Genomic DNA, 24554 nt, shown 5'->3' on the forward strand with positions numbered 1-24554 from the left:
CTCGCGGTAAGGGGGCGCATGATGTATACAGGGCTCTAAACCAAAAAAAATTTGAGGGTTTTCATGAAAAAAGCAATGCAGGACAAACTGAATACATTGAAACGACTCAGCGCTGAAATCAGCCTCCTGTTCGACGAAGACAAAAGGGAACAGGGACTTGCCAACATTTGTCCTGAAAAAACCTTAACCGCCCCACATTGCTTCATGCGCACGGTCAGAAGACGCACGGGACAACGTGCAGCGTAAGATCGAAGACCAGTATTTTCACTGTGAACCACAGGCAACGCTCTTTGTCACACAACCGTGTTGACAAAAACACGCCTCAGGCTCACCTTTGACAATCAAACAATCATGCCTAGGAGGATATAATGGCAGCAAAGAAAATCATGCTTCTGGTTGGTGACTTCGTGGAAGACTACGAGGCCATGGTGCCGTTTCAGATGTTGTTGATGGTGGGCCACGAGGTCCATTCGGTCTGCCCCGGCAAGAAGGCAGGCGAGACCGTGGCCACGGCAGTGCACGACTTTGAAGGCCACCAGACCTATTCCGAAAAACCGGGCCACAATTTCATGATCACCACGACCTTTGAAGAGGTAAAGGCCGAGGACTACGACGGCCTGGTCATCCCCGGCGGCCGCTCGCCCGAGTATCTGCGCCTGAACCCGGCAGTGATCGAGTGCGTGCAGCATTTTGCCAAGGCGAACAAGCCCATTGCCGCGGTCTGCCACGGCCAGCAGGTGCTGACCGCCGCCGATGTGATCAAGGGCAAGACCTGCACGGCCTACCCCGCGGTGCAGCCGGACATCGAAGCCGCCGGAGCCACCTGGTGCGCGGTGAACGAGACCGCATCCAATGCCTGCGTGTCGGACAACATCGTCACCGGCCCTGCCTGGCCCGCCCACCCCGAGTGGATGCGCGCGTTCATGAAGCTCCTTGGCTCGACCATTGAACCCTAGCACAGAGTGAGCGAACGGCCACTGGCTGTTCGCCACTTCCCATTCGCGAATCTTTCTGCTAAAAAAATGCTCACTTAACGAGTTTTTAGGAGGACGTAGCTATGATGGGTTATTTCTGGTTTTTTCTCGGATTGTGCATGACCATCACCGCTCTGGTGATGCTCAAGATCAGCTCGCCGAACGAGGCGTAGTTTTCGCCGCACATGCGGCACCATAAGGGGAATCGGTGTGTGAGCCGGTTCCCCTTCATCTTTTGAGGAGACGCGATGCTCATTTACTCTTGGAATGTGAACGGCTATCGGGCCGTGCTCAAAAAGGATTTCCGCGACTGGCTCGATGGATGCGGCGGCGATGTGGTCATGCTGCAGGAGACCAAGGCGCACCCGGACCAGATCGACGAAGAGGACCGCGAACCGGACTCCTATTCCAATCACTACTGGAACTGGTCCAAAAAAAAGAAAGGCTACTCCGGCGTGGCCTGCTTCACCAACCCCGAACCCATCAGCGTGACCATGGGCCTGCCCGATCCCGCGTACCGGGATGAAGGCCGCGTGATCCACCTCGAATACCCGGACTTCCATCTGTTCAACATATACTTCCCCAACGGAGGGATGTCGGATGAACGCCTTGATTTCAAGATGGGCTTCTACGACTGCTTCCTGAACCACGCCGAGACCCTGCGCAAGGACAAACCCATCGTGGTGGGCGGCGACTTCAACACGGCCCACACCGAGATCGATCTCAAGAATCCCAAGCCCAATTCAGACAAATCCGGGTTCCTGCCCATCGAACGGGCCTGGATCGACACGTTCATCGACGCCGGATACGTGGACACCTTCCGTCTCTTCGAGGACGGCCCGCACCATTACTCGTGGTGGTCCTATCGGTTCAACGCCCGCAAGAACAACGCAGGGTGGCGTATCGATTATTTCTTTGTTTCAGAGGAATTGAAAGACAAGGTCGTTGGCGCGTGGATCGAACCCGACGTCATGGGATCGGACCACTGCCCTGTGGCACTGGAACTTGATATCTGATTTTCAGATTGCTGCTGGTTCGGACCGGAAAATACGAAAAAAGGGCGGTCCGGGCCGCTGATGCGGCCCGGACTCGAAATGCTGGCGGTTCAATGATTACACATAATCGCCACGGTTGAACTTGAACTGCTCGGTTGCAGTCAATGTCTCCAACTCATCGACAATGGACTTCAAATCCGGGTGAGACGTCCCCAGGTTCGGCTGCTCTTCCTTGAGAGCGGCCACCTGTCCCGCGATCTCGTCCAGGGTGCCGTAAGCGGACTTCAATCCGCTCTCGGACCCCGCAAGGCTCGCTGCATAACTATCCCACTTGTCGAGGATGGATTCCACCTGTCCAGCGACCTGAGCTCCTTCGGCATCAACGCTTTGTACGCTGGAGACCGCTTCGGTTGCGATCAGGGGGTTCACTATCGGAGGTGGCATGACACCGCTGGCAGTAGCGGATGTGTCTCCCCGCGCCACTTCCTGATTCAGGATATCCCCAAAACCGTTTCCAGGCTGCTGGGCCTTGTCCTGCCGTCGCTTCTGCTCCGTCTGGACGCCCTCGATCTGATCAGGACGGATCTTCATGGTACTACTCCTATCCTGTGGTTTGCAGTAATTTGTGCAAAGACCTTGCCAAGGGCTTCAACTTGACAACTGTCCGAAAAATCTTACTATTTTTTATATATGCAGTGGGCAAAATATGCCGCCTGCCAAAGTCTGACCGGTATTTTTTACACTTTTACTGTAAAGCAGAAGAAAATGGTTGTCTATCAGATGCGAGAAAGGCATAAAGAAAGAGAGGATATACCCTTTTCCACTGGAGAAAAGGATGTGAATATACGCCAGGAGGTATCGTTATGGCAGAAGTCAAGAAGGTTCTGTGTGCTGTAGATTTTTCGGACTATAGTCCGATTGTAGCCGAGTATGCCAGCATGATTGCCAAGTGCGCTGGAGCGCAGGTGATTGTGTTGTATGTTGCCCCATCCTTGAGCCAGTATGTCGGTTTCCATGTACCGCCCAGCTCCATCGAAAGCTTCGTGGGCGAAATCGTGACCGGCGCCGAAGACACCATGAACGCTTTTGTAAAGGAAAACTTCGAGGAGCTGGATACGGTCGGCAAGGTCGTCACCGGATATCCCGCCGAGGAGATCCTGACCATCGCGGAAGACGAGAAGTGCGACATGATCGTCATGGGCACTCATGGCCGCAAGGGAATTGACCGCATCCTGTTCGGCTCAGTGGCCGAAAAGGTCGTCAAGAGCTCCGCTGCCCCCGTACTGACCGTTCGTCCCAAGTAAACTTTACCTTCAACCATAAAAAATATAAGGAACGGCTTACTCAAGCCGTTTCTTTTTTTTATGAGGGATACAATGAAAGATTTCACCGTCCGCCCGGAAATCGAGGACTTCGCGCCCTATGTTCCGGGAATGACCATCGAACAGATACAGGAACTCTATGGCCTCAACTCGGTCATCAAACTCGCCAGCAATGAAAATCCGCTGGGCACGTCACCTATTGTCCAGAAAGTGATCTGCCAGAATGCGGCCCGCGCTTTCCGGTACCCGGAGAACCATACGCCCCGTCTGGCCGCCACAATAGCCAGGTCCGAAGGCGTGCCCGAAGAGTGCGTGCTGGTGGGCAACGGGTCGGACGAAATCATCGACATGCTCTTTCGCATGAAGGGCATTCCCGGCAAGTCCAACGTGATCTTCTACGAGAACGCCTTTGCCATGTACCGCATGTGCGCCAAGCTGGCCGGGCTTGAATACCGCGAAGTGAAACGGGATGCCGAATACGCCCTCCCTCTGGCCGCAATGGCCGAGGCCGCGGACGAAAACACCTGCATGGTCATCGTCACCAGCCCGGACAACCCAACCGGGTTGGCCGCCACCGTGGATGACCTGGCCACCCTGTCCGGCGTGCTTCCCGCAGACTGCCTGCTGGTGGTGGACGAGGCCTATATCGACTTTGCCTGGCCGCCGGAGTCCTACACCCCGGTGCAGGCCTTTGACCAGTTCGAAAACATCGTCGCCCTGCGCACCTTTTCCAAGGCCTACGGCCTGGCCGGACTGCGTGTCGGCTATGGCATTTTGCCGCACAAGCTGGCCGCTCTTGTCAAGAACGCCCGCATTCCGTTCACCGTGAACCTGCTGGCCGAAGAGGCCGCCATTGCCGCGCTGGAGGACGAGGTCTTCTACAACGAGACCCTGTCACTGGTCATGCGTGGCCGTGAATATTTCACTGACGAGCTGACCAAACTCGGCTGCAAGGTCTGGCCGAGCCAGTCCAATTTCGTCATGTTCCAGCCGCCCAAGGACCCGGCGGAAATATTCGAGGAGCTGCTGAAAAAAGGCATCATCATCCGTCCGCTCAAGTCCTTTGGCCTACCGCAATGCATGCGCGTCAACGTGGGTACGGACACTGAAAATGCGACCTTCATCAAGACCCTCGGCGAGGTTCTCAATGGCTGACCTGCTCATCGTGACCATTGACGGTCCGGCGGGCGTGGGAAAATCCACCATGGCCAAGCAGCTCGCACGCCATCTCTCCATCCCCTACCTCGACACCGGCGCCATGTTCCGATCCGTGGCCTGGAAGCTGGGCGAGGGGTCATGGGAGTGGGACGAAGGCCGGATTCAGGCCGAACTGGACACGTTCGAATACGCGCTTTCCGGCATTGGCGAAGACTCGGTCCTGTCCCTCAACGGCACGCCCATCGGCAACGAGATCCGCACCGAAGAGGTGGGCATGTGGGCCTCCAATGTCGCCACCCTGCCCGTGGTCCGCTCCTTCCTCAAGAAGGCGCAGCAGGATCTGGGCGCTCGCTTTTCGCTGGTAGCGGAAGGACGCGACATGGGCACGGTCATCTTCCCGGATGCGCCCCACAAGTTTTTTCTGGACGCCACCGTGGACGAACGCGCCCACCGTCGGTTCAAGCAGCTTCAGGCCATGAACAAGCCTGCGGACCTCAATGAACTGAAGGAACAGATCGCCAAACGGGATCATCAGGACAGGAACCGCGCCGTGGCTCCGCTCAAGGCAGCCGACGACGCCACCACCATCGACACGACAGACATGAACAAGGAGCAGGTCTTCGTCGCCTTGAAAGAAGGCGTGGCCTGCGATACTACGGGGAACGAAGGAGTTACCCATGCTTGATTTGAAAATGATGCAGAAGAACCCGGACGTGGTTCGCGAAGCCCTGAAAAAACGGAACGCGAAAATAGACGTTCAGGAATTTATCGACCTCGACACCCGGCGCAAGGCGCTGATCGGCGAAGTCGAAGCCCTCAAGGCCGAAAAGAACGCTGTCGGCCCTGAAATAGCCAAGCGCAAAAAGGCTGGCGAAGACGCCTCTGATCTGCTCAAGAAGATGGGTGAGGTCTCCAACCGGACCAAAGAGCTGGACCGGGAACTGACCGACATTCAGGCCGCCCAGAAGGAATGGATGATGTCCGTGCCCAACATCCCGCACGAATCCGTTCCATACGGCGAATCCGAAGACGACAATCCGGTCCTGCGCACCTGGGGCGAAGTGCCCACGTTCGATTTCACCCCCAAGGAGCATTGGGAACTCGGCACCGCGCTCGGCGGTCTTGATTTCGAGTGCGCGGCCAAACTGACCGGCTCCCGCTTTTCAGTCAGCTTCGACTGGTGCGCCCGCATGGAGCGCGCCCTGGCCCAGCTGATGCTCAACACGCACACCGAGCAGCATGGCTACACCGAGGTCAACCCGCCGACCATCGTGAACAGGGCGACCATGACCGGAACCGGCCAGCTGCCCAAGTTCGAGGAAGACCTCTTCAAGCTGACCGATGACCGCGAGTTTTACCTCATCCCCACGGCCGAAGTCCCGCTGACCAACATCTACGCAGGTGAAGTCATTGACGAGGACGCGCTGCCCATCAAGTTCTGCGCCCATACCCCCTGCTATCGTTCCGAGGCAGGCTCGTACGGCAAGGACACCAAAGGGCTGATCCGCCAGCACCAGTTCTACAAGGTGGAGATGGTCAACTTTGCCCATCCCGATCATTCGTATGAGGCGCTGGAAGCGATGACCCGTTCGGCAGAGCGGATTCTGGAGCTGCTTGAGCTGCCCTACCGCACCATCACCCTGTGTACCGGGGATATGGGCTTTGGCGCGACCAAGACCTACGATATCGAGGTCTGGCTGCCCGGACAGAACACCTACCGCGAAATCTCCTCCTGCTCCAACTGCGAAGATTTCCAGGGACGCAGGGCCAACATCAAGTTCCAGCCCAAGGACTCCAAGAAAAAGGCCTTTGCCCATACGCTCAATGGGTCGGGACTGGCCGTAGGCCGCTGCCTAGTGGCCGTCATGGAGAACTACCAACAGGCAGACGGTTCCATCGTGGTGCCCGAAGCGCTCAAGCCCTACATGGGCGGGCTGGAAGAGATCAAGCCGTAACAGGCTGGGATACGACAACAGAACAGGCCGGAAGGATGCGCTCCTTCCGGCCTATTTTCGTTGAAATGGTTGTATCGCGAACGACCGCTAATCCAGGGAGACTTCGTCCACCGCTCCCTGATACAAATCCAACTCGGTGTTGGAGGATACGCGCAGGCTCAGCCTGTCATTCTGCTTGGCGTCGAGAAAGGCCATGCGTCTGAATTCGAGACGTTCGAACTGCTGATCGCGGTTGCCGAGAATGGCAGCGATGCGCTTCTGCCGCACCTCATCAGAAAAAGACAGCGTCTCGGAATCCACATCCTTTTCAGCCACCATGGTGGAAGAAGTGGGGGTTTCCACACCGTCAGGCGTTGACAGCATGTAGTCAGGCAGCTCAAAGGCCTCACCCGACAACACAGCGTCGATCTTGTGCTCGATCACCTCGTCCGGCGTTGCGTCGTTGGCGGCATATTCGTAGGAAAATTCACCAACGGTATAGGCAGTGGAGATATACGACAGCGGTCCGATTCCGGCCAAACCGCCAATGCTCAGGACCGGACCGACAATGGCACATCCCGAGAGCTGGCCGACAAAAAGCGTGACGGCCAAAACAAAAAGAACAGCTTTTCCAACAGAGGTCTGTGCAACCTTTCTCATGGACGCTCCGTGCGAGTAACGTAGTCCACTCATGCCCCCCCAGGCTCAGTAACACGATGTTACTGTATACTATTTTTATTTATCGGACAATAATTTCAAATTATTTAGGGCAGTTGCAAAAAAGACCTCGCAAACGACACGCCTATCCTTTTAATTTCAGCTGTTTATGCTCTGAATTACCTCCTGACGAAAACGCCAATTTATTCAAATTATTAAAAATCCTCATGTTGAAATCATTGCACATATCATTTTACGACCCCGGAAAGAACCTTTACCTGCGCCAGTCAAAGAGGTAATTGGAAAGCGGTATGCAGCAGGAACACTCCCCAATCAAGGCCGCGTCAAAAATGACAGCTGTTCCCCTTGGCGTAGCCTATGTGGCCGTGCCATTGGGTGCGCTACTGGTACGGTATGCGAACCTGACTCCCGACATGTCCCCGTTTCCGCCATGGGCCCTGCTGGCAGCTCTCGGCACCGCCTTTGCCATGCTTTTTCGCCGCTCGGGCGTGCGGGTCAAGAAACGGTTCATATTCGAATTGACCATGTTCCTCGGGCTGGTGACCATCCTGACCCTCTATCATCACAACATTTTCCAGCAACTGACCGACGTTTCTGCGGCCCTGCCCGAATTCACCCCACTCATCATGCTCGGTTTCGGCTGGCTCTGGACCATTACGTTCGGCACGCCGAACAGGCGGGACTTCCAGCGATACGGCGCCCTGCTCGGCGTCATCTGCATGCTGGATCTGGCTGCGGAAGCGTATGTATACCATGCCGCCCCGGCGCTCCGGTGGGTCGGCAACAGCGATGTCCTGGCCGGGCTGCTGCTGGTGTCGCTGTGTGCCAGCCTGAAACCCGACGGCACAGGCGAGCCGGATCAGGGGTCACCGATATGGCGCTGGCTCATACTGGCCGGGCTGGCCTCCACACTGTCGCACACAGGTCTGTTCTGCGCAGCCTGGGTCTTCCTCTGCTTCGGACGCGGATCATTGCTCCCCCGAACACTTGTCACCCTCTGTTTTTTCGCTCTCATCGGCGCCACATTCCTGCTGCCGATCACGGCCTCCGAGTCCATCCGATACATGGACTACTGGCTGTGGGCCAAATCCATAGCCCTGTTCGCCAACGCCCCCGACATACTCGTAACCGGCCTGCCGCTGACATCAGCCCTGCCCATGTCCATTCCGCCGGAGCTGACCAGAGTCTGGGAGACCGCCACAGGTTCATCCGCGGTCATGGGGATATACCTGCCCCATGTCCAGTCGTTCTGGCTCAGGCTCGTTCTGGGCTGGGGCGCTTTCATCTCCGGTGCGCTTCTGGTCGCCTTCTTCGTGCTGCTCTTCAAACGGATTACCCACATGGGCGCGGGATTGGCCATGGTCCTGTTCACTCAGGGCATGTCCACGCCACTGCTCTACGACCCGACCCTGGGTGCGATTCTCGCCCTGGCGTTCATGCTCGCCCTGGCACCGCCCGTATCCAGTCTCAATGTTCGCACGGCCCGTCCCTCAACCGCCCCCGCGCACACCCCGGAAGTCGATCCGACCAAAGAATGGAACATGCGCCCACTCTAACCAAAGATATCCATGACTATATTTACCCAAAAAGCTCCCATCCTCGTCACCTGTCCCAAGGACATCCCTCCCTATCTGGAAGAGGAACTCCACGGACTCGGTTTCGACAGAACCCACGCCCTTGATGCAGGAGTCGAAACATACGGCACCCTCAAGGACTGCATGCACCTCAACCTGTGGGTGCGCACAGGCCATCGAGTTTTCCACGAGCTGAAACGATTCCGTGCCTTTGACGCTGACGAACTCTACCGGGAAGTCCTCGGACTGCCCTGGGAAGACTACATAGCCAAAGACGGCTATTTCCGCGTGGACGCCGCCATCCGCGACACCACGGTGACCGATTCCCGGTTCGCCGGGCTGCGGGTCAAGGATGCGGTGGCCGATCGATTCATGGAACAATTCGGGGAGCGCCCCGACTCGGGACCGGACACGTCCGGCGTCTGCCTGTTTCTGCACTGGAACCGCAACCAGGCCACCCTCTATCTCGACACCACCGGCGATCCGCTGCCCCGGCGCGGCTACCGCAAACGGCCTCACAAGGCGCCCATGCAGGAGACCCTGGCGGCGGCCTGCATCCTCTCGTCCGGCTGGCCCGAACTGGCCAAAAAAGGCGGCCATTTCATCGCCCCCATGTGCGGCGCGGGCACCCTGGCCATCGAGGCCGCTCTCATGGCCCTGAACGGCGCGCCCGGCCTGTTGCGCGACAACTTCTCTTTCATGCACCTGCCCGGATTCGATGCAGATGCCTGGGACGACATGCTTGGCGCGGCCGAGGATGCCGAGAACCCGGAGATCACCGGACGCATCATCGCCACGGACCACGACCCCGAGGCAGTGGAAGCGGCCCGGGACAATGCACGGCTGGCCGGGGTGGGCGACTTCATCGAGTTCGCGGTCTGCGACTACTCCGAGACCGAAATCCCCGAAGGGCCGGGCATTGTCATGCTCAACCCGGAATACGGCGAACGGCTGGGCGAAATGGACAAACTCGAAAGTGTGTACAAAGGGATCGGCGACTTTTTCAAAAAGGAATGCGGCGGTAAAACGGGCTTCATCTTCACCGGCAACTCCCGACTCGCCAAGCGCGTGGGACTGCGTACCAAGAGCCGCAAGATCTTCTGGAACGCCAAGATCGAATGCCGACTGCTGGAATACGAACTGTACGCAGGGTCCAAAAAGGCCATAAGCGCCCCTGAATCCTGATCGCTTCTCCGGTTTTCTTCACAGGACCGGACCCGGCAAGTATGGCCTTGGCACCAAACTTGATATGTTGCTTCAATTGGAAAGAACTTCCCCCGAAGGACATAAGGACCGAACGTGAAGACGAAATACCTGATTATCGGCGCAGGCCCCACCGGGCTGGGTGCGGCTCACCGTCTCAATGAGATGGGCATGGATGATTTCCTGGTGCTCGAACGCTTTGACCATGCGGGCGGGCTGGCCTCCAGTTTCACCGACGACGCAGGGTTCACCTGGGACATCGGCGGACACGTGGTCTTTTCCCACTACGACTATTTCGACGATCTCATGGACTCCCTGCTGGGCGATGACCGGTTGGAGCACGAGCGCGAATCCTGGGTGCGCTCAAACAACACATGGGTTCCCTATCCGTTTCAGAACAATATCCGCCACCTGCCAAAAGAGGCGCGCTGGGAATGCGTCAAGGGACTCCTGCCCGGTAACCGCACCACGGTCTCGCCCAAAAATTTCGGTCAGTGGATTGAGTATATCTTTGGCGCGGGTATCGCCCGGCACTTCATGAATCCGTACAACTTCAAGGTCTGGGCCACGCCGCCCGAGATGATGCAGTTCGACTGGATTGGCGAGCGCGTGTCCGTGGTGGACCTCAAGAAAGTCCTCAAGAACATCATTCTGGAGCAGGACGATGTGGCCTGGGGCCCCAACAACACCTTCAAATTTCCCCTGCACGGCGGCACCGGAGAAATCTTCCGTCGCATGGCAGGACGGCTCAAAAGCAAGGTGCAGTATGGTCAATCCGTGGTCTCCATCGACGCCACGGCCAAGACCGTGACCACGAACACGGGGCTGACCGTGGAATACGACACCCTGCTCAACACCGCCCCCATTGACCGGCTTTCACGGGACTGGCTGACGGATAAAAACGACGCCATGATCGACGCGGCCAACCAGCTCACCCACAACTCGGTGTTCGTGGCCGGTGTCGGTCTGGATATCAAGGACCCTGCCGAGGTCGATTCGCGTTGCTGGATGTACTACCCGGAGTCGGATTCGCCGTTTTACCGCGTCACCAATTTTCACAATTATTCTCCCAATAACGTGGCCCGCCCCGGCACGCAGCTTGCCTACATGTGCGAGTCTTCCTTCTCCGAACACAAGCCCGAAAAAGTGGATGAACTCATGGACCGGACCATAGAGGGTCTGGTAAACACGTCCATGGTGGACGCGACCAGAGTGGACGACGTCATCACCAAGTGGAGCATCGACGTCGACTACGGGTATCCCGTACCCTGCCTGAAACGCGACGGCGCGCTGTCTGTTCTGCACCCCCGGCTGGAAGCCATGGATATCTACTCCCGCGGCCGTTTCGGCGGCTGGAAGTATGAAGTCTCCAACATGGACCATTCGGTCATGCAGGGAGTGGAATGGGCCGAGCGCATGATGCTCGACACCCCTGAACGTACTTACACAATGGATTAAGCTCGATATGAATACCGCTGTTTTCGAAAAACGACGCCAGGATCTCAAGGAAGAGATGGAGGCCCGCAACCTGCCCGCCATGCTCGTCTCTCTTGCTGCCAACCGCTATTACCTGTCCGGCTTTGAACTGCACGACGCCCAGTGCAACGAGTCCTCTGGCTGGATCGTGGTCACTCCGGACGAGGACTACCTCTTCACCGACCCCCGCTATACCGATGCGGCAAAAAAAGTCTGGAAAGAGGAGAACATCTGCGTATACAGCGCCAGCAAGCACAAACAAGTCTCGGATTTTCTCAAGGGCAAAGGGGTCAAGGCCATGGGCTTTGAACCCAAGGCACTCCATCTTTTCGACTACGACAAGCTGGCCGACCACATGGACCTGAAGGTCACCGAGAATATCGTGGAGGCCTTGCGTATCTACAAGGATGCCGATGAAATCCATAGAATGGAAGAGTCCATCCGCATCAACCATGAGCTGTTCGAATACATTGAGGGCGAGCTCATCCCCGGACGAACCGAGGCTGACATCTCCTGGCTCATCGAAAAATACTTCCGCGAACACGGAGCCGAAGGCATGGCCTTCCCCTCCATCGTGGGCGTGGGTCCCAATGCGGCCCTGCCGCACGCCATTCCCGGCGAGACCAAACTCCGCGAGAACGAGCTGGTGCTCATCGACACCGGCTGCCGGTACCTCGACTACAACTCGGACCAGACCCGCACCTTCTGGGTGGGCGACAAGCCATCCGACCGGTTCCGCAAGACCATGGATCAGGTCCGCGCAGCCCAGCAGGCGGCCATCGACATCATCAAGCCGGGCCTGACCTACGTGGAAGCCTATGAAGCCGCCTATGCGGTTTTTGCCAAAGAGGGCGTGGAAGCCATGTTCACCCACGGCCTGGGCCATGGCGTCGGCCTGGAAACCCATGAACCGCCGAGCCTGAGCAAGGCCGCGCAAGGCACGCTCAAGCCCGACATGGTCGTGACCGTGGAACCCGGACTGTACGACCCCGCATGGGGCGGTATCCGTTGGGAATACGAAGTGCTCGTCACCGAAGACGGCTGCCGGGTGTTGTAGAGCCACTCCGTCAGACCGCACTGAAAACATGAAGGCCGTCCTGTGGGCGGCCTTTTTTAGTGGAAAAACAGGACAAAATAAATCAGGGAAAAAGCCACCTTGCGGCTGGACCGGGCGGGAGAGTTCGTCTCCGGCGACAAGGAACAGGCGTTATGGACGGAGCTGGCTCAGGAGCATGCCGACCAGCATGAGACCGCAGCCGATCATGGCCCGCACGGTCAATATTTCACCCAGCATGAGGCAGCCGCCGATAGCGGCAAAAACCGCTTCCAGACTGAGAATGATGGCTGCGTGGGCCGGTTCTGCATCCCGCTGCGCGATCACCTGAAGGGTGTAGGCGACTCCCACGGACATCAGCCCGCCATAGGCGATGGCCGGGGCCGCGCCCATGAGGCCGGTCATGGTGAACTCTTCCGTCACAGCAGCCCCTATAAGCGAAAGCACGGCACACGCGGCAAACTGCACAGTGGACAGCTTGATGGCGTCCACCGCGTCGAGTCCGGGCGACAACTTGCCGATAAGCAGGACGTGACCGGCCCAGAAGAGCGCGCCGACGAGAATGAGCAGGTCGCCAAAGGAAATGGTCAGATCAGCGGTCACGGACAGGAGATACATGCCCACCACGGCCAGTGTCGCGCCGATCCAGGTGCCCCATCCGGGACGCTGCGCCAGGGCCAGTCCGAAAATGGGAACAAGGACGACGTACAGTCCGGTGATGAATCCCGCCTTGCCGGCCGTGGAGGCCTCAAAGCCCAGCGCGGCCAACTGCGGACCGGCCAGCCCGATCTGTTGCAGCGAGGCACCGGCAAACAGCGCCAGCCCGAGCAACAGCCCTCCGAGAGCCATCTTTTTCTTGTCTGTGCCGTGATTGTCCGGCGTGCGCCGTTTCTCCAGAGTCAGGATGAGCGGAGTCAGGGCAAGCGCCCCAAGAGCGAACCGGATGCCGTTGAAGGTCAACGGTCCCACGTGCTCCATGCCCACACGCTGGGCCACAAAGGCAAGCCCCCAGATGGCGGCAGTGATGAAAAGCAGTATATCGGCTCTGAGCGTACGTGAATTCACAATGATCTCCTGATGAAAGATCATCTCATGTACGTGATTCGCCCGATATCGGCAAGCAGACCGAACCGGCTACTGCTTGGTCTCTTTGCCCTTGTCCTCGTCTGCCTTGGCCTGCTCTGCGGCGACGCTGGCCTGTTCGGCCAGGACCTTGATCAGGTTCAGCAGATACGGCTCAGCCTCGGGGCTGCCTTCTCTCGGTGCCCAATCCGGGACATTCTTGTCCGTTTCAGCGACATACGGCCCGGTCTTGCACTCGAAAATCAGCGTATCCGGCTTGAGGGGGATATAGGTATGATAGACATGGGGAGCCACGTCGACACCGAATATTTCAGTGCCTGGCTGAAGCAGGATGTTCCGGGCTATCTCGCCTTCATCGGTAAATTCGATGAACATCATGGCCCCGGCCATGACAAGAATGGTCTCATCCTTGATCGGGTCAAGATGCCGGTGCGGCATGAAATAGGTGCCGGGCTGCAGCGCATTGAACATGCGGTGGACCGAAGCCTCGTCGCTCTTATGCAGCTTTTGCAGCATCCGGCGGCGCCCACTCTCGCGGGAAAGGCTCAGAAGCTGGCCGAGCAGGCTCAACGTGAGCGGGGTGACGTCAGTGTCTGGCGCATCCAGGGCCGTGGGAATATGTATTTTTTCTTCAGTCATGAGGTCATAATACCCTGCCACAGACTTTTCGGCAAGGCTGGACCTAATCCAACTTGAGGCCAAGCAGTGGAATTTCGGAGTACGCGAGGTCTATGTCGCCAGGCTGCACCCGGGCCGACTTGTAAAAACGGGGCGACCTGATCACTTCCACCTCGCCACCGGCGTTATCGCCGTCCACGAATCGACGGTCAGCGGCCAGCACGAAATTCTCGTCAGGCAGAAGCAGTTCGGCTATGTGCCGCGCACGGGTGGAGAACAGGCCAGGATTACTGCGGAAAAGTACGTCGTAGTAAGTCACGCCATCCGCCTTCACTGCCTTGGAGAGCAGCAGCAGACATTGCGCACACAGGGTGGTGGCGATGACCGGGATGACCGGCATGTTCTTGTGATCTTCCAGAATCTGCACGTCCTGCAAATCCACGCTGTAGCGGATTTTCTCCGGGTCGGTGACCAGCTCCAGATTGTCGACAGGCGCGCCCTGTTTACGCCACAGAAGCCGCTCCTCTTCCAGCACGGACAATCCCAGTGTCTTGAAAAAGTCGATGCGTTTGGGCGAAAGGGAAAAGACCGTGCAGGTGGTTTCGGGATCGGCAGTGGCCATCTCGAGCATTCTGGAACCCAGACCGATCTTCCGGTATTCCTTGAGGATATACCAGGACGTGAAGTTCAGAAAACGCTCGGTCCTGCCGTTGATGGTCCGCTCTGCACAGACATGTCCATGAAAGCCGACAATCCGCCCTGCATCTTCGGCCACGATGCCCAGATCGGGCTGGGAACAGGGGGCCGTCTTCCACCAACCATGAGAAAAAAGCGCACGCCAGCGATCAACGGAAATATCAGGATTCATATTGTCGTGCAAAAACTGACAAAGTGCCGGAATATCTCCGGCAATTACTGGACGTAAAGTAGCGGTCATATGCTCCTCGCATTCATATTCTGACGGGTTGCGGAGGAGGATACGGCGATACTTCATGCGATGCAAGGGTGAAAAACATCCCAATAATCCGACCCGGTTACTCTTTGGAAGGCCAGATATCCGCCGGGCTGAGCCAGGTTGCTGCGGGATGATCGCCGGTCAGGGAAAAAAGCTCTTCCATGAAAGTCCAGGCGTCCTCATCCATGACAAGGTGGTGGGTCAACACACAGGTCGGCTCAGAGGCATCGGCCAGGCTGAGACGTTTGTTCCTGAGGTGCTCCACAATGAACTGCACGCTTTTTTCCGTGCCCGTAAAACGGACCTTGGGCTTGTCCTTCCAGTACAACACGTCGCAATGGCAGTCTGCCACGCGCAGGTCGTCGGGCGGCACCGGACGATCTTTCTTGTAGCTTGCGGACAGGCCGCGGAAGCCCAGGACAGGCAGATAGGGCAGCAGCTCGGGGTCGATGCGGTTCCACGGCGGTACAAGGCAGGGGATGAACCGGCCCTTGTACAGCTGCGTGAATTTGCGCATGCCCTCGCGCAATTCCTCCAACACGATGGACTGGGATCGGTGCAGCCCGAGTTCCCAGGCGCCAGTGCCGGATCCGGGGGTCGCATGGTTGGTGTGCGCGTAGCCGTGCTGGAGAATCCAGATACCAGCGGCATCGGAGATGGTCTTCCTGAGCGGCTCGCCCGCCTTGGCCGGGATGGCAGCCAGACCACAGGGAACACCGAATCGATCACTGATCCGAATAAGTCGATCCAGCTCCACCGTGGGCTCCACGGCATCATCGTCACGCCACCACAGCTCAGCGGTCAAACCGACCGACTGCCATGCGTCAAGTTCTGTAAGTAATGCATTCATAGTCATAGGACCGGTATACTAGCAGAGGTCACTGACAATTGCCAATATCGCTGCTGGATATTTTGCGCGATACATGGCAGACCATCCACGGAGGCTCAATACCAATGAATCCACCTGTGAACACCATCATCTGGAACATGACCAGAAAGTGCAATTTCCGTTGTGACTATTGTTACTTTCCGCATGACAATACCCCCGTGACGGAAACCCTTGATGCCAACCGCATCAAAGAGGTCCTGGACAGTACGGGACAAACCTGGAAAATCGGATTGACCGGCGGGGAACCTTTCATCTACCCGGATTTTGTGGATGTCTGCGAGACCCTGACCTCCTCCCATGTCATCGGCATAGATACCAACCTGTCCATCCCGTCCAAAGTCAAAGAGTTTGCCCGGCGCATCGACCCGAAACGGGTCCACAATCTCTATGTCGCCCTGCACATCGAGGAGCGCGAACGGCTCAAGGGCGTGGAAGCCTTCATCAGGAACGCGCGGCTTCTCATCGACTCCGGGTTCACGATCATCGTCAATTACGTGGTCCACCCCAACCTTGAAAAACGATTCCACATCGACCGAAAGTTCTATGCCAGTCACGGCATCGTCATCACGCCACGTCCCTTCCGCGGCGAGTTCAATGGCCGCCGCTACCCCGAGGCCTACGGCGAACGGGCCAGGGACATCTTCCTGGATCACCCGGAACAGGGCAAGAAGGTGGCCTTCAATTTCTACGACGTACCCTGCACCGCAGGCAAAACACTGTTGCGCATGGAGGCCGACGGCACCATCTTCCGCTGCCCCGGCGACAAGACCGTGCTCGGCAACATCCTGGACACGGTCAACTTTCTGCAAAAAGCCGAACCCTGCATCAAGAAGCGGTGTCCCTGCCAGGGGCTGGCCCATGTCCAGCTCTCACCGGCCCAGAAACATCTGGTGGACGGCGTACAATATGCGGTGGTCGCGGAAAACATCACCTCACGAACCTCCTTTGAGGCTGCCATGGAGGCCGACCCCGGACACCCCTGCGCCGAGAACAACCTTGGCGTGCTCGACTGGCGCAAAGGCGACTTCGCCAACGCCATCGCCCATTTCAAGACAGCCCTCGAATGCATGCCCGAAAACGAACGGTACGCTCGCAACCTTGCCGGGGCGCAAGCCGGCGATCAGAACTTTGACCCGGAGATATGCCTGGACGTGAATCCCGACCTCTCGTAGTCGGGGCTGCGCGACCTTTTCTGGACAGAACAGACACAAGCCGTTACCTTTCTCTGGTTGCCGGGGAAGGGATTCAAACCGGCGTTTTTATTTTACACGGACCTACATGGAAAAAAAAGCATACAACATATTGATGTACTCCCACGACACCTATGGTCTGGGACACATTCGCCGCACCATGGCCATTGCTCGCAACCTGGTAGGCCCGGAGGTTAACATCCTCATTGTTACGGGGTCGCCCATTGTGGGGCGGTACACCATGCCCAGAGGTATCGACTTCGTGCGCATGCCTGGCATGATCAAGAAAACCAACGTCATCTACGTGCCCCACTCCATCAAGGTGGACCCGAAGATCGCCATCTCCATCCGCACGAACATCATTTCGGCCACAGCCAAGACCTTCAAGCCCGACCTCTTTATCGTGGACAAGGTGCCCACCGGACTCAAGGGCGAAGTGCTGCCCACCCTCAAGTGGATCAAGAAGAACCTGCCGTGCACCCGCGTCGTCCTCGGCCTGCGCGACATCCTCGATGACGCCGCGTCCACCCAGGCAGACTGGAACCGCAAGAAATTTCCCGAGGTCCTGCGCAACCTCTATTCCGAAATCTGGGTCTACGGCTACAAGGCCATGTATGACCCCATCACGGAGTATGCCTTTCCCGAAGACATCGCGGAAAAAACCGTGTTCACCGGCTACATCCCGCGCAAGATCCCCCGCACCCGCAAGACCAAACGCAAGCACAAGCAGGTGGTGGTCACCATCGGCGGCGGCGGTGACGGCTATTCCGTGCTCGACACCTATCTCAAGATGCTCGAGACCAACGGCTCCGTGGATTTCAAGACGCTCATGATCACCGGTCCCTTCCTTTCCCCGGACCGTCTGGACGAGCTGGCCGACCGCGCCCGCGCACTCAAGGTGCAGATCAAGCCCTTTGTGCGCAACATGGAAAAACGCATGGCCAAGGCCGACCTCGTGGTCTCCATGGGCGGCTACAACTCCATGTGCGAAATCCTGTCGCTCAAGAAGCCGGCGCTCATCATCCCGCGAGACAACCCGCGTCAGGAACAGCTCATCCGTGCCCAGGTCTTCAAGGAGCGCTGTTTGTGCGACTTCATCAAATGGGATGAGGTCTCCCCCGAAACCATGCGTGAAAAAGTCAACGCCCTGCTGGACGACCCCAGCGTCTACGAGGCTGAACTGGAAACCTTTGCCATGACCGGCCTGGAAGTCATGCGCAACCGTCTCGAATATTTCAGAGAGAATTGCAACTCATGAGTACCGCCCCAAAAAAAACAACCCTTGGCATGGTGCTCAAGGGGTATCCGCGCATTTCCGAGACCTTCATTTCCAACGAAATCAGATTGCTCGAAGAGATGGGATTCATCATCCACATCTACTCCATGCGCGCCCCGCGTGAAAATTTCTCCCACGACTCCATCAAACAGATCAAGGCCAAGGTCACCTATCTGCCGTCTTCCATGTTCTTCGGCTTGCCCGCTTTCCTGTGGCACAATATCCGCCTCTTCCTGCGCATGCCCGCACGGTACCGCGAGTGCCTCAAGCTCATGAAAAAACGGTATGCGCTCGCTCCCAAGAAATACACCTGGATCAAGCACATGCTGCAGGCCGGCTACATCATGCAGAAATCCGTCATCGACGATGGCGTGGACCTCGGCCATTTGCACGGTCACTTCGCGCACACGCCGACAACGGTCACCATGTACGCCGCCAAGCTCGCCGATGTCCCCTTCTCCTTCACGGCCCATGCCAAGGATATCTACACACAGGACCCGCGCCGTATTGAAGACAAGGTCGACCTCGCCAAATTCGTGGTCACCTGCACCAAATACAATGAACAGTATCTCAAAAAAACCGTTGCCAACGGCAACCCCATTCACTGCGTGTACCACGGCATCAACCTCGATCTTTTCTCGCCAAACGGCCGAACCACCACCGCAAAGCCACCCTACAAAATCCTGACCGTGGCCCGGTTCGTCGAAAAGAAAGGGCTTGATACCGTCCTGCGCGCGCTCGCCAAACTCCGGGCCGAGGGGCTTGAGTTCCACTACACCCTGGTGGGCGAAGGCAAAGCCAAGTTCAACAGGAAGATCGAGAATCTCATCAAGGAACTCTGCCTCGACGACGTGACCACCCTCACCGGGACCATCACCCACGACGAGGTCATCGACCTGCTCGGCTCAGCCGATTGTTTCACCCTCGGCTGCCGCGAAGCCCAGGACGGCGACCGCGACGGCATCCCCAACGTCGTGGCCGAATCCATGGCCACCGGCGTCCCCGTCGCCGCCACAGACGTGTCCGGCGTGCCCGAACTTGTCACCCACGAAGAAACCGGCATGCTCTGCCCGTCCAACGACGTCAACGCACTGGCCGATATCCTGCGTCGCATCCTGACCGACAACGAGCTGCGAGCAAAAATCATCCCCGCAGCACGCGAGCAGGTGCTCAAGCTCTTCGACAACAAGAAACTCATCCACGATCTGGGCGAAATCTATAAGTCGCACGGTGTCCCCTGCGGCAAGTAGACGCGAGGGATGCCTCCGGCGGCTCCTTCGGAGAGACCAGGGCGCAGCCCTGGACCCGCTCAAGGCCTAGGGCCTTAAGAATCCCCTAGCTCGCTTCGCTCGGGGGCGTACGTTAGCCTGCTGTGCCGGTTGGCGAATTGGGAAAAAGAAAACGAATAAACAACGCGTCATGTATCAACATGATGCGTCGTTTTCTTTTTTCAGGTAATTATATAAAAACATTTGATATATAGCAGAGAGTTGTATTGACTCCCTGTTTCCAGGGAACTATCAAATAGGCACGCTTGAACGGGAAAAATATTTGGAAACATATTAGCCAGTTAGCCAAAAAGTTCAATCCGACAGAGCAAGACGAACCCGCAAAACAGGGGGTTGTCGATCTGACGCTTTTCGAAACCAACCTTGGTGGAATGCAGCCAGTTGTCACTGGTCACTGAATAGGTATGTCCACAATCCTTGCATCGCCACTGCTTCCTTGCCTTGATGAAATAGTGATCCACGCTACCGCATGTCGGACAATACGGCTCACCCTCTGTTTTCGGCCACCGCAGTTGCTGGAACTTGGCGCGAACCGTTTCGTCATCCCATTCCGCGACTTCCGGAAGGGATATTTTGCGTGCCTGCGCTTCAAGCAGGAAGTGGAATACTAATCAATTGAGTGAAATTTTATAAAAATGATGATAAATATCAAGCAAAGCAAATTGCCCTGTTGCAATATGGCAGCGGTAAACCTTTTAATAGCCCGAGAAACCAATGTCAGATAAAGTCGACTACCAGAAACAGTTTCCAGATATTTATAGGCCATCTGCAAAAAAATGCAGTGTCGTCAAGGTACCAGCCATGAACTACCTTATGGTCGATGGCCACGGAAATCCCAATGAATGTGCGAAATTTCAAAGTGCGTGCGAAATGTTATTCTCAGTTTCATATGCGTTGAAATTTGCTATTAAGAAAAGCCAACTCCAAATCGATTACCGTGTTTACCCACTGGAAGGCCTGTGGTGGACAGACAATATGGATGACTTCAATGTCAAGAATAAGGATATTTGGAAGTGAACACTGATGATAGCTCAACCCGAGTGGATAGATGAGGAGCTAGTCGGAACACATATATCTATTGTTGAGAAAAAGAAGAAAATTCGTCTGGAACAACTTCGATTTGAAGAATTCCATGAAGGGGATACAGCTCAAATTATGCATATAGGACCATTTTCTGAAGAAGGCCCTACAATTCAAAAGCTACATGATTTCATCCGCAGCATGGATGGAGTTCGTACCGGCTTGCATCACGAAGTATATTTAAGTGATATTCGACGCGCTAAACCTGAAAACTGGAAAACAATCATTAGACAACCATTTCAGAAATAAGCATTTCAATGTGCGATTTTTCCTCAATATCGAATATTGTAAAAGAGCCCCGGTAACAATCCGGGGCTCTTTTACAATATTTATGGAAAATGCCTTGCGCGTTAAGTGTCCTTTCTTCTTTCTCGCTCGACTCTATCTGTTAGTCGACTTATGTTCGGTTCCATGTGTATAAATAACAAAAAATTGCAGCAACTTGCTGTCATCATTGATTTGTGCAAACCCTACAGAATACCGATAAAAAAATACTAAATGCTCTTCACTTCAGCCAACGTCACAGTACGCTGACAACGATTCCCAGCATCCTCAATCATGCTCTGGCTCTGCGTGCATTCGACAGCAAACTTTCTCGCCCTCACACACCCTCGCCGAAGGCGCGATACAAAGTTTTGGAGAGTCCAGAGACCCTTTTTCAAAAGGTTCTCTGGTCCCGCTGAAAGCGACCGCCGGTAGGCCCCTCCTTATTCAGGCTGCCCCAGCATGAAGATGCCGAAGGTGGCGAACAGGTTGGGCAGGAAGGTGATGACCCGCCCTTTTTCGTCGTGGTGGTGTGTGGAGATGGCCACTTCCTTGACGATCGGCACGTTCATGGCGCGGCAGAAGCGGCGGAAATCGATGATGGGGATGACGCGGATGTTCGGGGAATTGTGCCACTCGTAGGGCAGCTCCTTGGACATGGGCGCACGTCCGGTGAAGAACATCTGAAACCGATTTTTATAGTGGGTGAAATTCGGGAAGGAGACAATGCCGAGCTTGCCGACCCGGAGCATTTCACGAATGAGCGTCTCGGGATCAAGCACCTGCATGAGCGCCTGTGAAAGGATGACGTAATCAAAGGCGTTGTCCGGGTAATCTTCGATCTCTTCGTAAATATCACCGTGAATGACGGAGAGACCTTTGGAGATGGCTTCTCCGGCTGCGTTTTCGTCAATTTCGATGCCAGTGCCGTAAATCTGCTTTTCCCTGGTCAGATAGGCGAGCAGGGAACCGGTCCGACAGCCGAGGTCGAGCACTTTGGACTCAGGTTCAATCCAGGACGCAATGACTTGCAGATCAAATCTCATTGGGCGCCTCCGATGCCGCAATCGGCAGTCACGCGATCAAGGAACCCGGTCAGCAGACCGTTGAGACGGTCATTGGGCAGGAGAAAGGCGTCGTGCCCCCACGGGGCTTCGATCTCGCAGAAACTGACATTCAACCCATTCTTCTTCATGGCCTTGACCATGGTCTTGGACTGATAGGTCGGGTACAGCCAGTCCGAGGTAAAGGAGATGACCAGATACCGACAGCTGGCGCGGGAGAACGCAGCCACCAGCGAGCCGTCGCCATAGGTGTTTTCGAGGTTGAAATAGTCGGCGGCCTTGGTCAGATAGAGAAAGGAGTTGGCGTCAAATCGGTCCACGAACTTGTTGCCCTGATAGCGCAGATAGCTTTCGACCTGAAAATCGGCCTCGAAATCAAAGGAAAGCTCCACGCGATCCTGCAGCCGGCGGTCGAACTTGTGCCGCATGGACTCGTCGGAAAGATAGGTGATGTGACCGACCATACGGGCCACGGCCAATCCGTGCTCCGGACGGCCTGATTCGTAGTAATCGCCCTTGTTCCACTTGGGGTCGGCCATGATGGCCTGACGGGCGACCTCGTTGAAGGCGATGGCCTGGGCCGAATGCTTGGTGGTGGTGGCCAGGGGCAGGGCCGCGCGGACACGCTCAGGATAGCGCACGGACCATTCGAGAACCTGCATGCCGCCCACAGACCCGCCGACCACGGCCAGCAGCTTGTCGATGCCCAAATGATCAATGAGATGCCGCTGGCACTGCACCATGTCGCCGATGGTGACCACGGGAAAGGCCGTGCCGTAGGGCTTGTCGGTCTCGGGGTTGGTGGAGACCGGACCGGTCGACCCCATGCACCCGCCGATTACATTGGAGCAGATGAAAAAATATTTGTCAGTATCGAGCGGCTTGCCCGGCCCGACCATGATGTCCCACCAGCCGGGCTTGGGGTCATCTTCCGAGTAATAACCGGCCATGTGGGAATCGCCGGTCAGGGCGTGGCAGATCAGAATGGCGTTGGACTTGTCGCTGTTAAGGGTGCCACAGGTCTCATAGGCCAATTTCACCGGCCCGAGGGACCGCCCGGAATCAAGGGAAATGCCCTGCCCGGACTCGCCAAAGGTGAAGGTATGCTTCGTGACCAGCCCGATGGACTGGCCGGTGCTGTCGTGATCGATGTATTCACTCATACAGGCAAAGGTACGGCAGGTAAGGGGCCGTGGTCAATGGCCGGATGCTCCCGAGCCATTGCGATTTTTGATCGTGGGAATCAGAATTCCTCATTCATGACGGACAGACAGCGGAGCAATGCGGCACGATCATCCTTGGGACAGGCCGCGACCAGATCCTCGGTAAGCCGCAGATGCAGCCGGTCATGTTCTTCAAAAAGCTCGCGGCCGGATTCAGTCAGGTCCACGTTGATGGACCGACGATCGGTTTCGTGGGGGATGCGGCGCAGGTAGCCCTTGGCCTCCAGCCTGTCCACCTGCACGGTCAGAGTTCCGGTGGTGATGCCCATGGCCGCGGCCAGTTCCTTCATCCGCATGGCGCCATGGATGCCTAGCACCTCCAGAGTGTGCATCTGCGGCAGGGTCATGCCTTTTTCACGCACGACGTCCTGTTCCCAGGACGAGAGCTTTTCGAAGAACTCAATAAGGGCATGATTGATTTTTTTGATCATGAAAAGTCCTTGTTATACAGACAGGTACAGACTGTACGCCCCAAAGGCGATGGTCAACGCGCCTGCCGTCCGCATGACCATGGGCTCGATCCACTCCTGTTTCAGCGCGCGCACAAAGCTGGTCGCCTTGTAGATGGCATAGATGACACCGGCCAAGGCAATGGCCGTACCAAGGGCATAGGACGCAAAGACCATGGTCCCCTTGAACACGCTGCCGGAATCCAACGCATAGGTATACATGATCGCCACTGTGGGGCAGGGCACGATCATGTTGATGAACCCGATGGAAAAGAGCCCCCAGAGCGTGATGGTTTTGGTCTTGGACGGAGTACCGTGGCAGTGGGCGCACGCCGCATGGTCGTGCTCGTGGTCGTCATGGTGATGCTCGTGGTCATGATGGTCGTGACTGTCATGGTGCTGATGGTCATGTGTATGATCATGCCCGTGCGCATGATCGTGGTCGTGGTCATGGTCGTGGTTATGCAACAAGGACGGTTTAACGATGAGAATGGACCCCAGCGCCATGAGAATCACAAAGGTCGCCAGGTCCACATAAAAGGTTAACGAAGCCGGGATGGCCAACGAAATGGACCCCAGGGTCAAGCCGATGATCAGACATCCCAAGGTAGTGCCCATGATGAAAGCCGAGGTCAGGGAAAAGACCCGCCGCCCCTGTTTTTCTCCATACACAAACGGCGCAAGCACCAGCCACGAATGCCCGCAGGGGTTGATACCATGGACCAGCCCAAGGACAAGACTGCTCTGCAATGCCACCCAGAATATTGAATCGAGTTCCATACTGTTCTCTTCTTTGTTTGAAAAAC

At 56.6% G+C, this 24554-nt stretch carries 27 protein-coding genes; 16 read left to right on the forward strand and 11 right to left on the reverse strand.

Annotated features, from left to right (window positions below):
- Positions 1 to 63: 63 nt before the first annotated feature.
- From SRBAKS_RS09980 to SRBAKS_RS09990, 3 genes are all read left to right on the forward strand, one after another.
- Positions 64 to 246, forward strand: coding sequence for a hypothetical protein (locus SRBAKS_RS09980; RefSeq protein ID WP_229590731.1), 183 nt, complete (start codon positions 64 to 66; stop codon positions 244 to 246).
- 122 nt (positions 247 to 368) lie between these two features.
- Entirely contained in the window at positions 369 to 956 is a 588-nt protein-coding gene (locus SRBAKS_RS09985; RefSeq protein ID WP_229590732.1) for a DJ-1/PfpI family protein, read from the forward strand.
- Positions 957 to 1222: 266 nt separating this feature from the next.
- A complete protein-coding gene (locus SRBAKS_RS09990) occupies positions 1223 to 1990 on the forward strand; it encodes an exodeoxyribonuclease III (RefSeq protein WP_229590733.1) in 768 nt (255 codons plus the stop codon).
- Positions 1991 to 2086: 96 nt separating this feature from the next.
- Here the strand turns inward: SRBAKS_RS09990 and SRBAKS_RS09995 are convergent, their stop codons facing one another.
- Positions 2087 to 2560 carry a hypothetical protein gene (locus SRBAKS_RS09995; protein WP_229590734.1) on the reverse strand — a complete coding sequence of 158 codons (474 nt, stop codon included), beginning with the start codon at positions 2558 to 2560 and terminating at the stop codon, positions 2087 to 2089.
- 272 nt (positions 2561 to 2832) lie between these two features.
- Here SRBAKS_RS09995 and SRBAKS_RS10000 point away from each other — a divergent pair, with 272 nt between their 5' ends.
- The 4 genes from SRBAKS_RS10000 (at position 2833) to serS (ending at position 6404) form a co-directional block, all read left to right on the forward strand.
- Positions 2833 to 3273: a universal stress protein gene (locus SRBAKS_RS10000; RefSeq protein ID WP_229590735.1), complete on the forward strand. Its 441-nt coding sequence runs from the start codon at positions 2833 to 2835 to the stop codon at positions 3271 to 3273.
- Positions 3274 to 3345: 72 nt separating this feature from the next.
- Positions 3346 to 4446 carry a histidinol-phosphate transaminase gene (hisC, locus tag SRBAKS_RS10005; protein WP_229590736.1) on the forward strand — a complete coding sequence of 367 codons (1101 nt, stop codon included), beginning with the start codon at positions 3346 to 3348 and terminating at the stop codon, positions 4444 to 4446.
- On the forward strand, positions 4439 to 5134 hold the full coding sequence (gene cmk, locus SRBAKS_RS10010) for a (d)CMP kinase (protein ID WP_229590737.1): 696 nt from the start codon (positions 4439 to 4441) through the stop codon (positions 5132 to 5134). Before hisC ends, cmk begins: the two co-directional genes overlap by 8 nt.
- Complete coding sequence (serS, locus tag SRBAKS_RS10015) at positions 5127 to 6404, forward strand: serine--tRNA ligase (protein ID WP_229590738.1); 1278 nt, start codon at positions 5127 to 5129, stop codon at positions 6402 to 6404. Before cmk ends, serS begins: the two co-directional genes overlap by 8 nt.
- Positions 6405 to 6491: 87 nt before the next feature.
- On the opposite strand, the gene SRBAKS_RS10020 is transcribed toward serS, so the two are convergent.
- A complete protein-coding gene (locus tag SRBAKS_RS10020; protein ID WP_229590739.1) occupies positions 6492 to 7043 on the reverse strand; it encodes a hypothetical protein in 552 nt (183 codons plus the stop codon).
- Positions 7044 to 7351: 308 nt separating this feature from the next.
- Here SRBAKS_RS10020 and SRBAKS_RS10025 point away from each other — a divergent pair, with 308 nt between their 5' ends.
- From SRBAKS_RS10025 to SRBAKS_RS10040, 4 genes are all read left to right on the forward strand, one after another.
- Positions 7352 to 8617: a hypothetical protein gene (locus SRBAKS_RS10025; RefSeq protein WP_229590740.1), complete on the forward strand. Its 1266-nt coding sequence runs from the start codon at positions 7352 to 7354 to the stop codon at positions 8615 to 8617.
- Positions 8618 to 8629: 12 nt separating this feature from the next.
- The gene (locus SRBAKS_RS10030; RefSeq protein ID WP_229590741.1) at positions 8630 to 9820 is read left to right on the forward strand and encodes a THUMP domain-containing class I SAM-dependent RNA methyltransferase; all 1191 of its coding nucleotides are present in this window, start codon (positions 8630 to 8632) and stop codon (positions 9818 to 9820) included.
- Between the two features lie 114 nt (positions 9821 to 9934).
- The gene (locus SRBAKS_RS10035) at positions 9935 to 11296 is read left to right on the forward strand and encodes a protoporphyrinogen/coproporphyrinogen oxidase (protein ID WP_229590742.1); all 1362 of its coding nucleotides are present in this window, start codon (positions 9935 to 9937) and stop codon (positions 11294 to 11296) included.
- Positions 11297 to 11303: 7 nt separating this feature from the next.
- Complete coding sequence (locus SRBAKS_RS10040) at positions 11304 to 12371, forward strand: M24 family metallopeptidase (protein WP_229590743.1); 1068 nt, start codon at positions 11304 to 11306, stop codon at positions 12369 to 12371.
- Between the two features lie 150 nt (positions 12372 to 12521).
- On the opposite strand, the gene SRBAKS_RS10045 is transcribed toward SRBAKS_RS10040, so the two are convergent.
- From SRBAKS_RS10045 to SRBAKS_RS10060, 4 genes are all read right to left on the reverse strand, one after another.
- On the reverse strand, positions 12522 to 13433 hold the full coding sequence (locus SRBAKS_RS10045; RefSeq protein WP_229590744.1) for a DMT family transporter: 912 nt from the start codon (positions 13431 to 13433) through the stop codon (positions 12522 to 12524).
- A gap of 69 nt (positions 13434 to 13502) precedes the next feature.
- Entirely contained in the window at positions 13503 to 14090 is a 588-nt protein-coding gene (locus SRBAKS_RS10050) for a WbuC family cupin fold metalloprotein (RefSeq protein WP_229590745.1), read from the reverse strand.
- A gap of 43 nt (positions 14091 to 14133) precedes the next feature.
- A complete protein-coding gene (locus SRBAKS_RS10055; RefSeq protein WP_229590746.1) occupies positions 14134 to 15006 on the reverse strand; it encodes a GNAT family N-acetyltransferase in 873 nt (290 codons plus the stop codon).
- A 97-nt stretch (positions 15007 to 15103) separates the two neighbouring features.
- A complete protein-coding gene (locus SRBAKS_RS10060) occupies positions 15104 to 15874 on the reverse strand; it encodes a polysaccharide deacetylase family protein (RefSeq protein WP_229590747.1) in 771 nt (256 codons plus the stop codon).
- 104 nt (positions 15875 to 15978) lie between these two features.
- On the opposite strand from SRBAKS_RS10060, the gene SRBAKS_RS10065 reads away from it, so the two are divergent.
- From SRBAKS_RS10065 to SRBAKS_RS10075, 3 genes are all read left to right on the forward strand, one after another.
- Positions 15979 to 17085 carry a radical SAM protein gene (locus SRBAKS_RS10065; RefSeq protein WP_229590748.1) on the forward strand — a complete coding sequence of 369 codons (1107 nt, stop codon included), beginning with the start codon at positions 15979 to 15981 and terminating at the stop codon, positions 17083 to 17085.
- A gap of 106 nt (positions 17086 to 17191) precedes the next feature.
- Positions 17192 to 18361, forward strand: coding sequence for a glycosyltransferase family protein (locus tag SRBAKS_RS10070; protein ID WP_229590749.1), 1170 nt, complete (start codon positions 17192 to 17194; stop codon positions 18359 to 18361).
- Positions 18358 to 19629, forward strand: coding sequence for a glycosyltransferase (locus tag SRBAKS_RS10075; RefSeq protein ID WP_229590750.1), 1272 nt, complete (start codon positions 18358 to 18360; stop codon positions 19627 to 19629). The genes SRBAKS_RS10070 and SRBAKS_RS10075 overlap by 4 nt, the downstream gene beginning before the upstream one ends.
- 320 nt (positions 19630 to 19949) lie before the next feature.
- Here SRBAKS_RS10075 and SRBAKS_RS17860 read toward each other — a convergent pair whose 3' ends face one another.
- Positions 19950 to 20264 (reverse strand): transposase, encoded by a 315-nt coding sequence (locus SRBAKS_RS17860; RefSeq protein WP_347339469.1) that lies wholly within the window; start codon positions 20262 to 20264, stop codon positions 19950 to 19952.
- A gap of 118 nt (positions 20265 to 20382) precedes the next feature.
- Here SRBAKS_RS17860 and SRBAKS_RS17900 point away from each other — a divergent pair, with 118 nt between their 5' ends.
- Both SRBAKS_RS17900 and SRBAKS_RS17905 read left to right on the forward strand, forming a co-directional pair.
- On the forward strand, positions 20383 to 20685 hold the full coding sequence (locus SRBAKS_RS17900; protein ID WP_347339428.1) for a hypothetical protein: 303 nt from the start codon (positions 20383 to 20385) through the stop codon (positions 20683 to 20685).
- A 6-nt stretch (positions 20686 to 20691) separates the two neighbouring features.
- Positions 20692 to 20997 (forward strand): GyrI-like domain-containing protein, encoded by a 306-nt coding sequence (locus tag SRBAKS_RS17905; protein WP_347339429.1) that lies wholly within the window; start codon positions 20692 to 20694, stop codon positions 20995 to 20997.
- Between the two features lie 458 nt (positions 20998 to 21455).
- Here SRBAKS_RS17905 and metW read toward each other — a convergent pair whose 3' ends face one another.
- The 4 genes from metW to SRBAKS_RS10105 form a co-directional block, all read right to left on the reverse strand.
- Positions 21456 to 22058, reverse strand: a complete 603-nt coding sequence (gene metW / locus SRBAKS_RS10090; RefSeq protein WP_229590752.1) for a methionine biosynthesis protein MetW — start codon at positions 22056 to 22058, stop codon at positions 21456 to 21458.
- A complete protein-coding gene (metX, locus tag SRBAKS_RS10095) occupies positions 22055 to 23239 on the reverse strand; it encodes a homoserine O-acetyltransferase MetX (RefSeq protein ID WP_229590753.1) in 1185 nt (394 codons plus the stop codon). The genes metW and metX overlap by 4 nt, the downstream gene beginning before the upstream one ends.
- Before the next feature lie 80 nt (positions 23240 to 23319).
- On the reverse strand, positions 23320 to 23730 hold the full coding sequence (locus tag SRBAKS_RS10100; protein WP_229590754.1) for a MarR family winged helix-turn-helix transcriptional regulator: 411 nt from the start codon (positions 23728 to 23730) through the stop codon (positions 23320 to 23322).
- 12 nt (positions 23731 to 23742) lie between these two features.
- Positions 23743 to 24528, reverse strand: a complete 786-nt coding sequence (locus SRBAKS_RS10105; RefSeq protein WP_229590755.1) for a HoxN/HupN/NixA family nickel/cobalt transporter — start codon at positions 24526 to 24528, stop codon at positions 23743 to 23745.
- Between the last annotated feature and the right edge of the window lie 26 nt (positions 24529 to 24554).

Origin of the sequence: Pseudodesulfovibrio sediminis, assembly GCF_020886695.1 — a bacterium.
Classification (GTDB): Bacteria; Desulfobacterota; Desulfovibrionia; order Desulfovibrionales; family Desulfovibrionaceae; genus Pseudodesulfovibrio; species Pseudodesulfovibrio sediminis.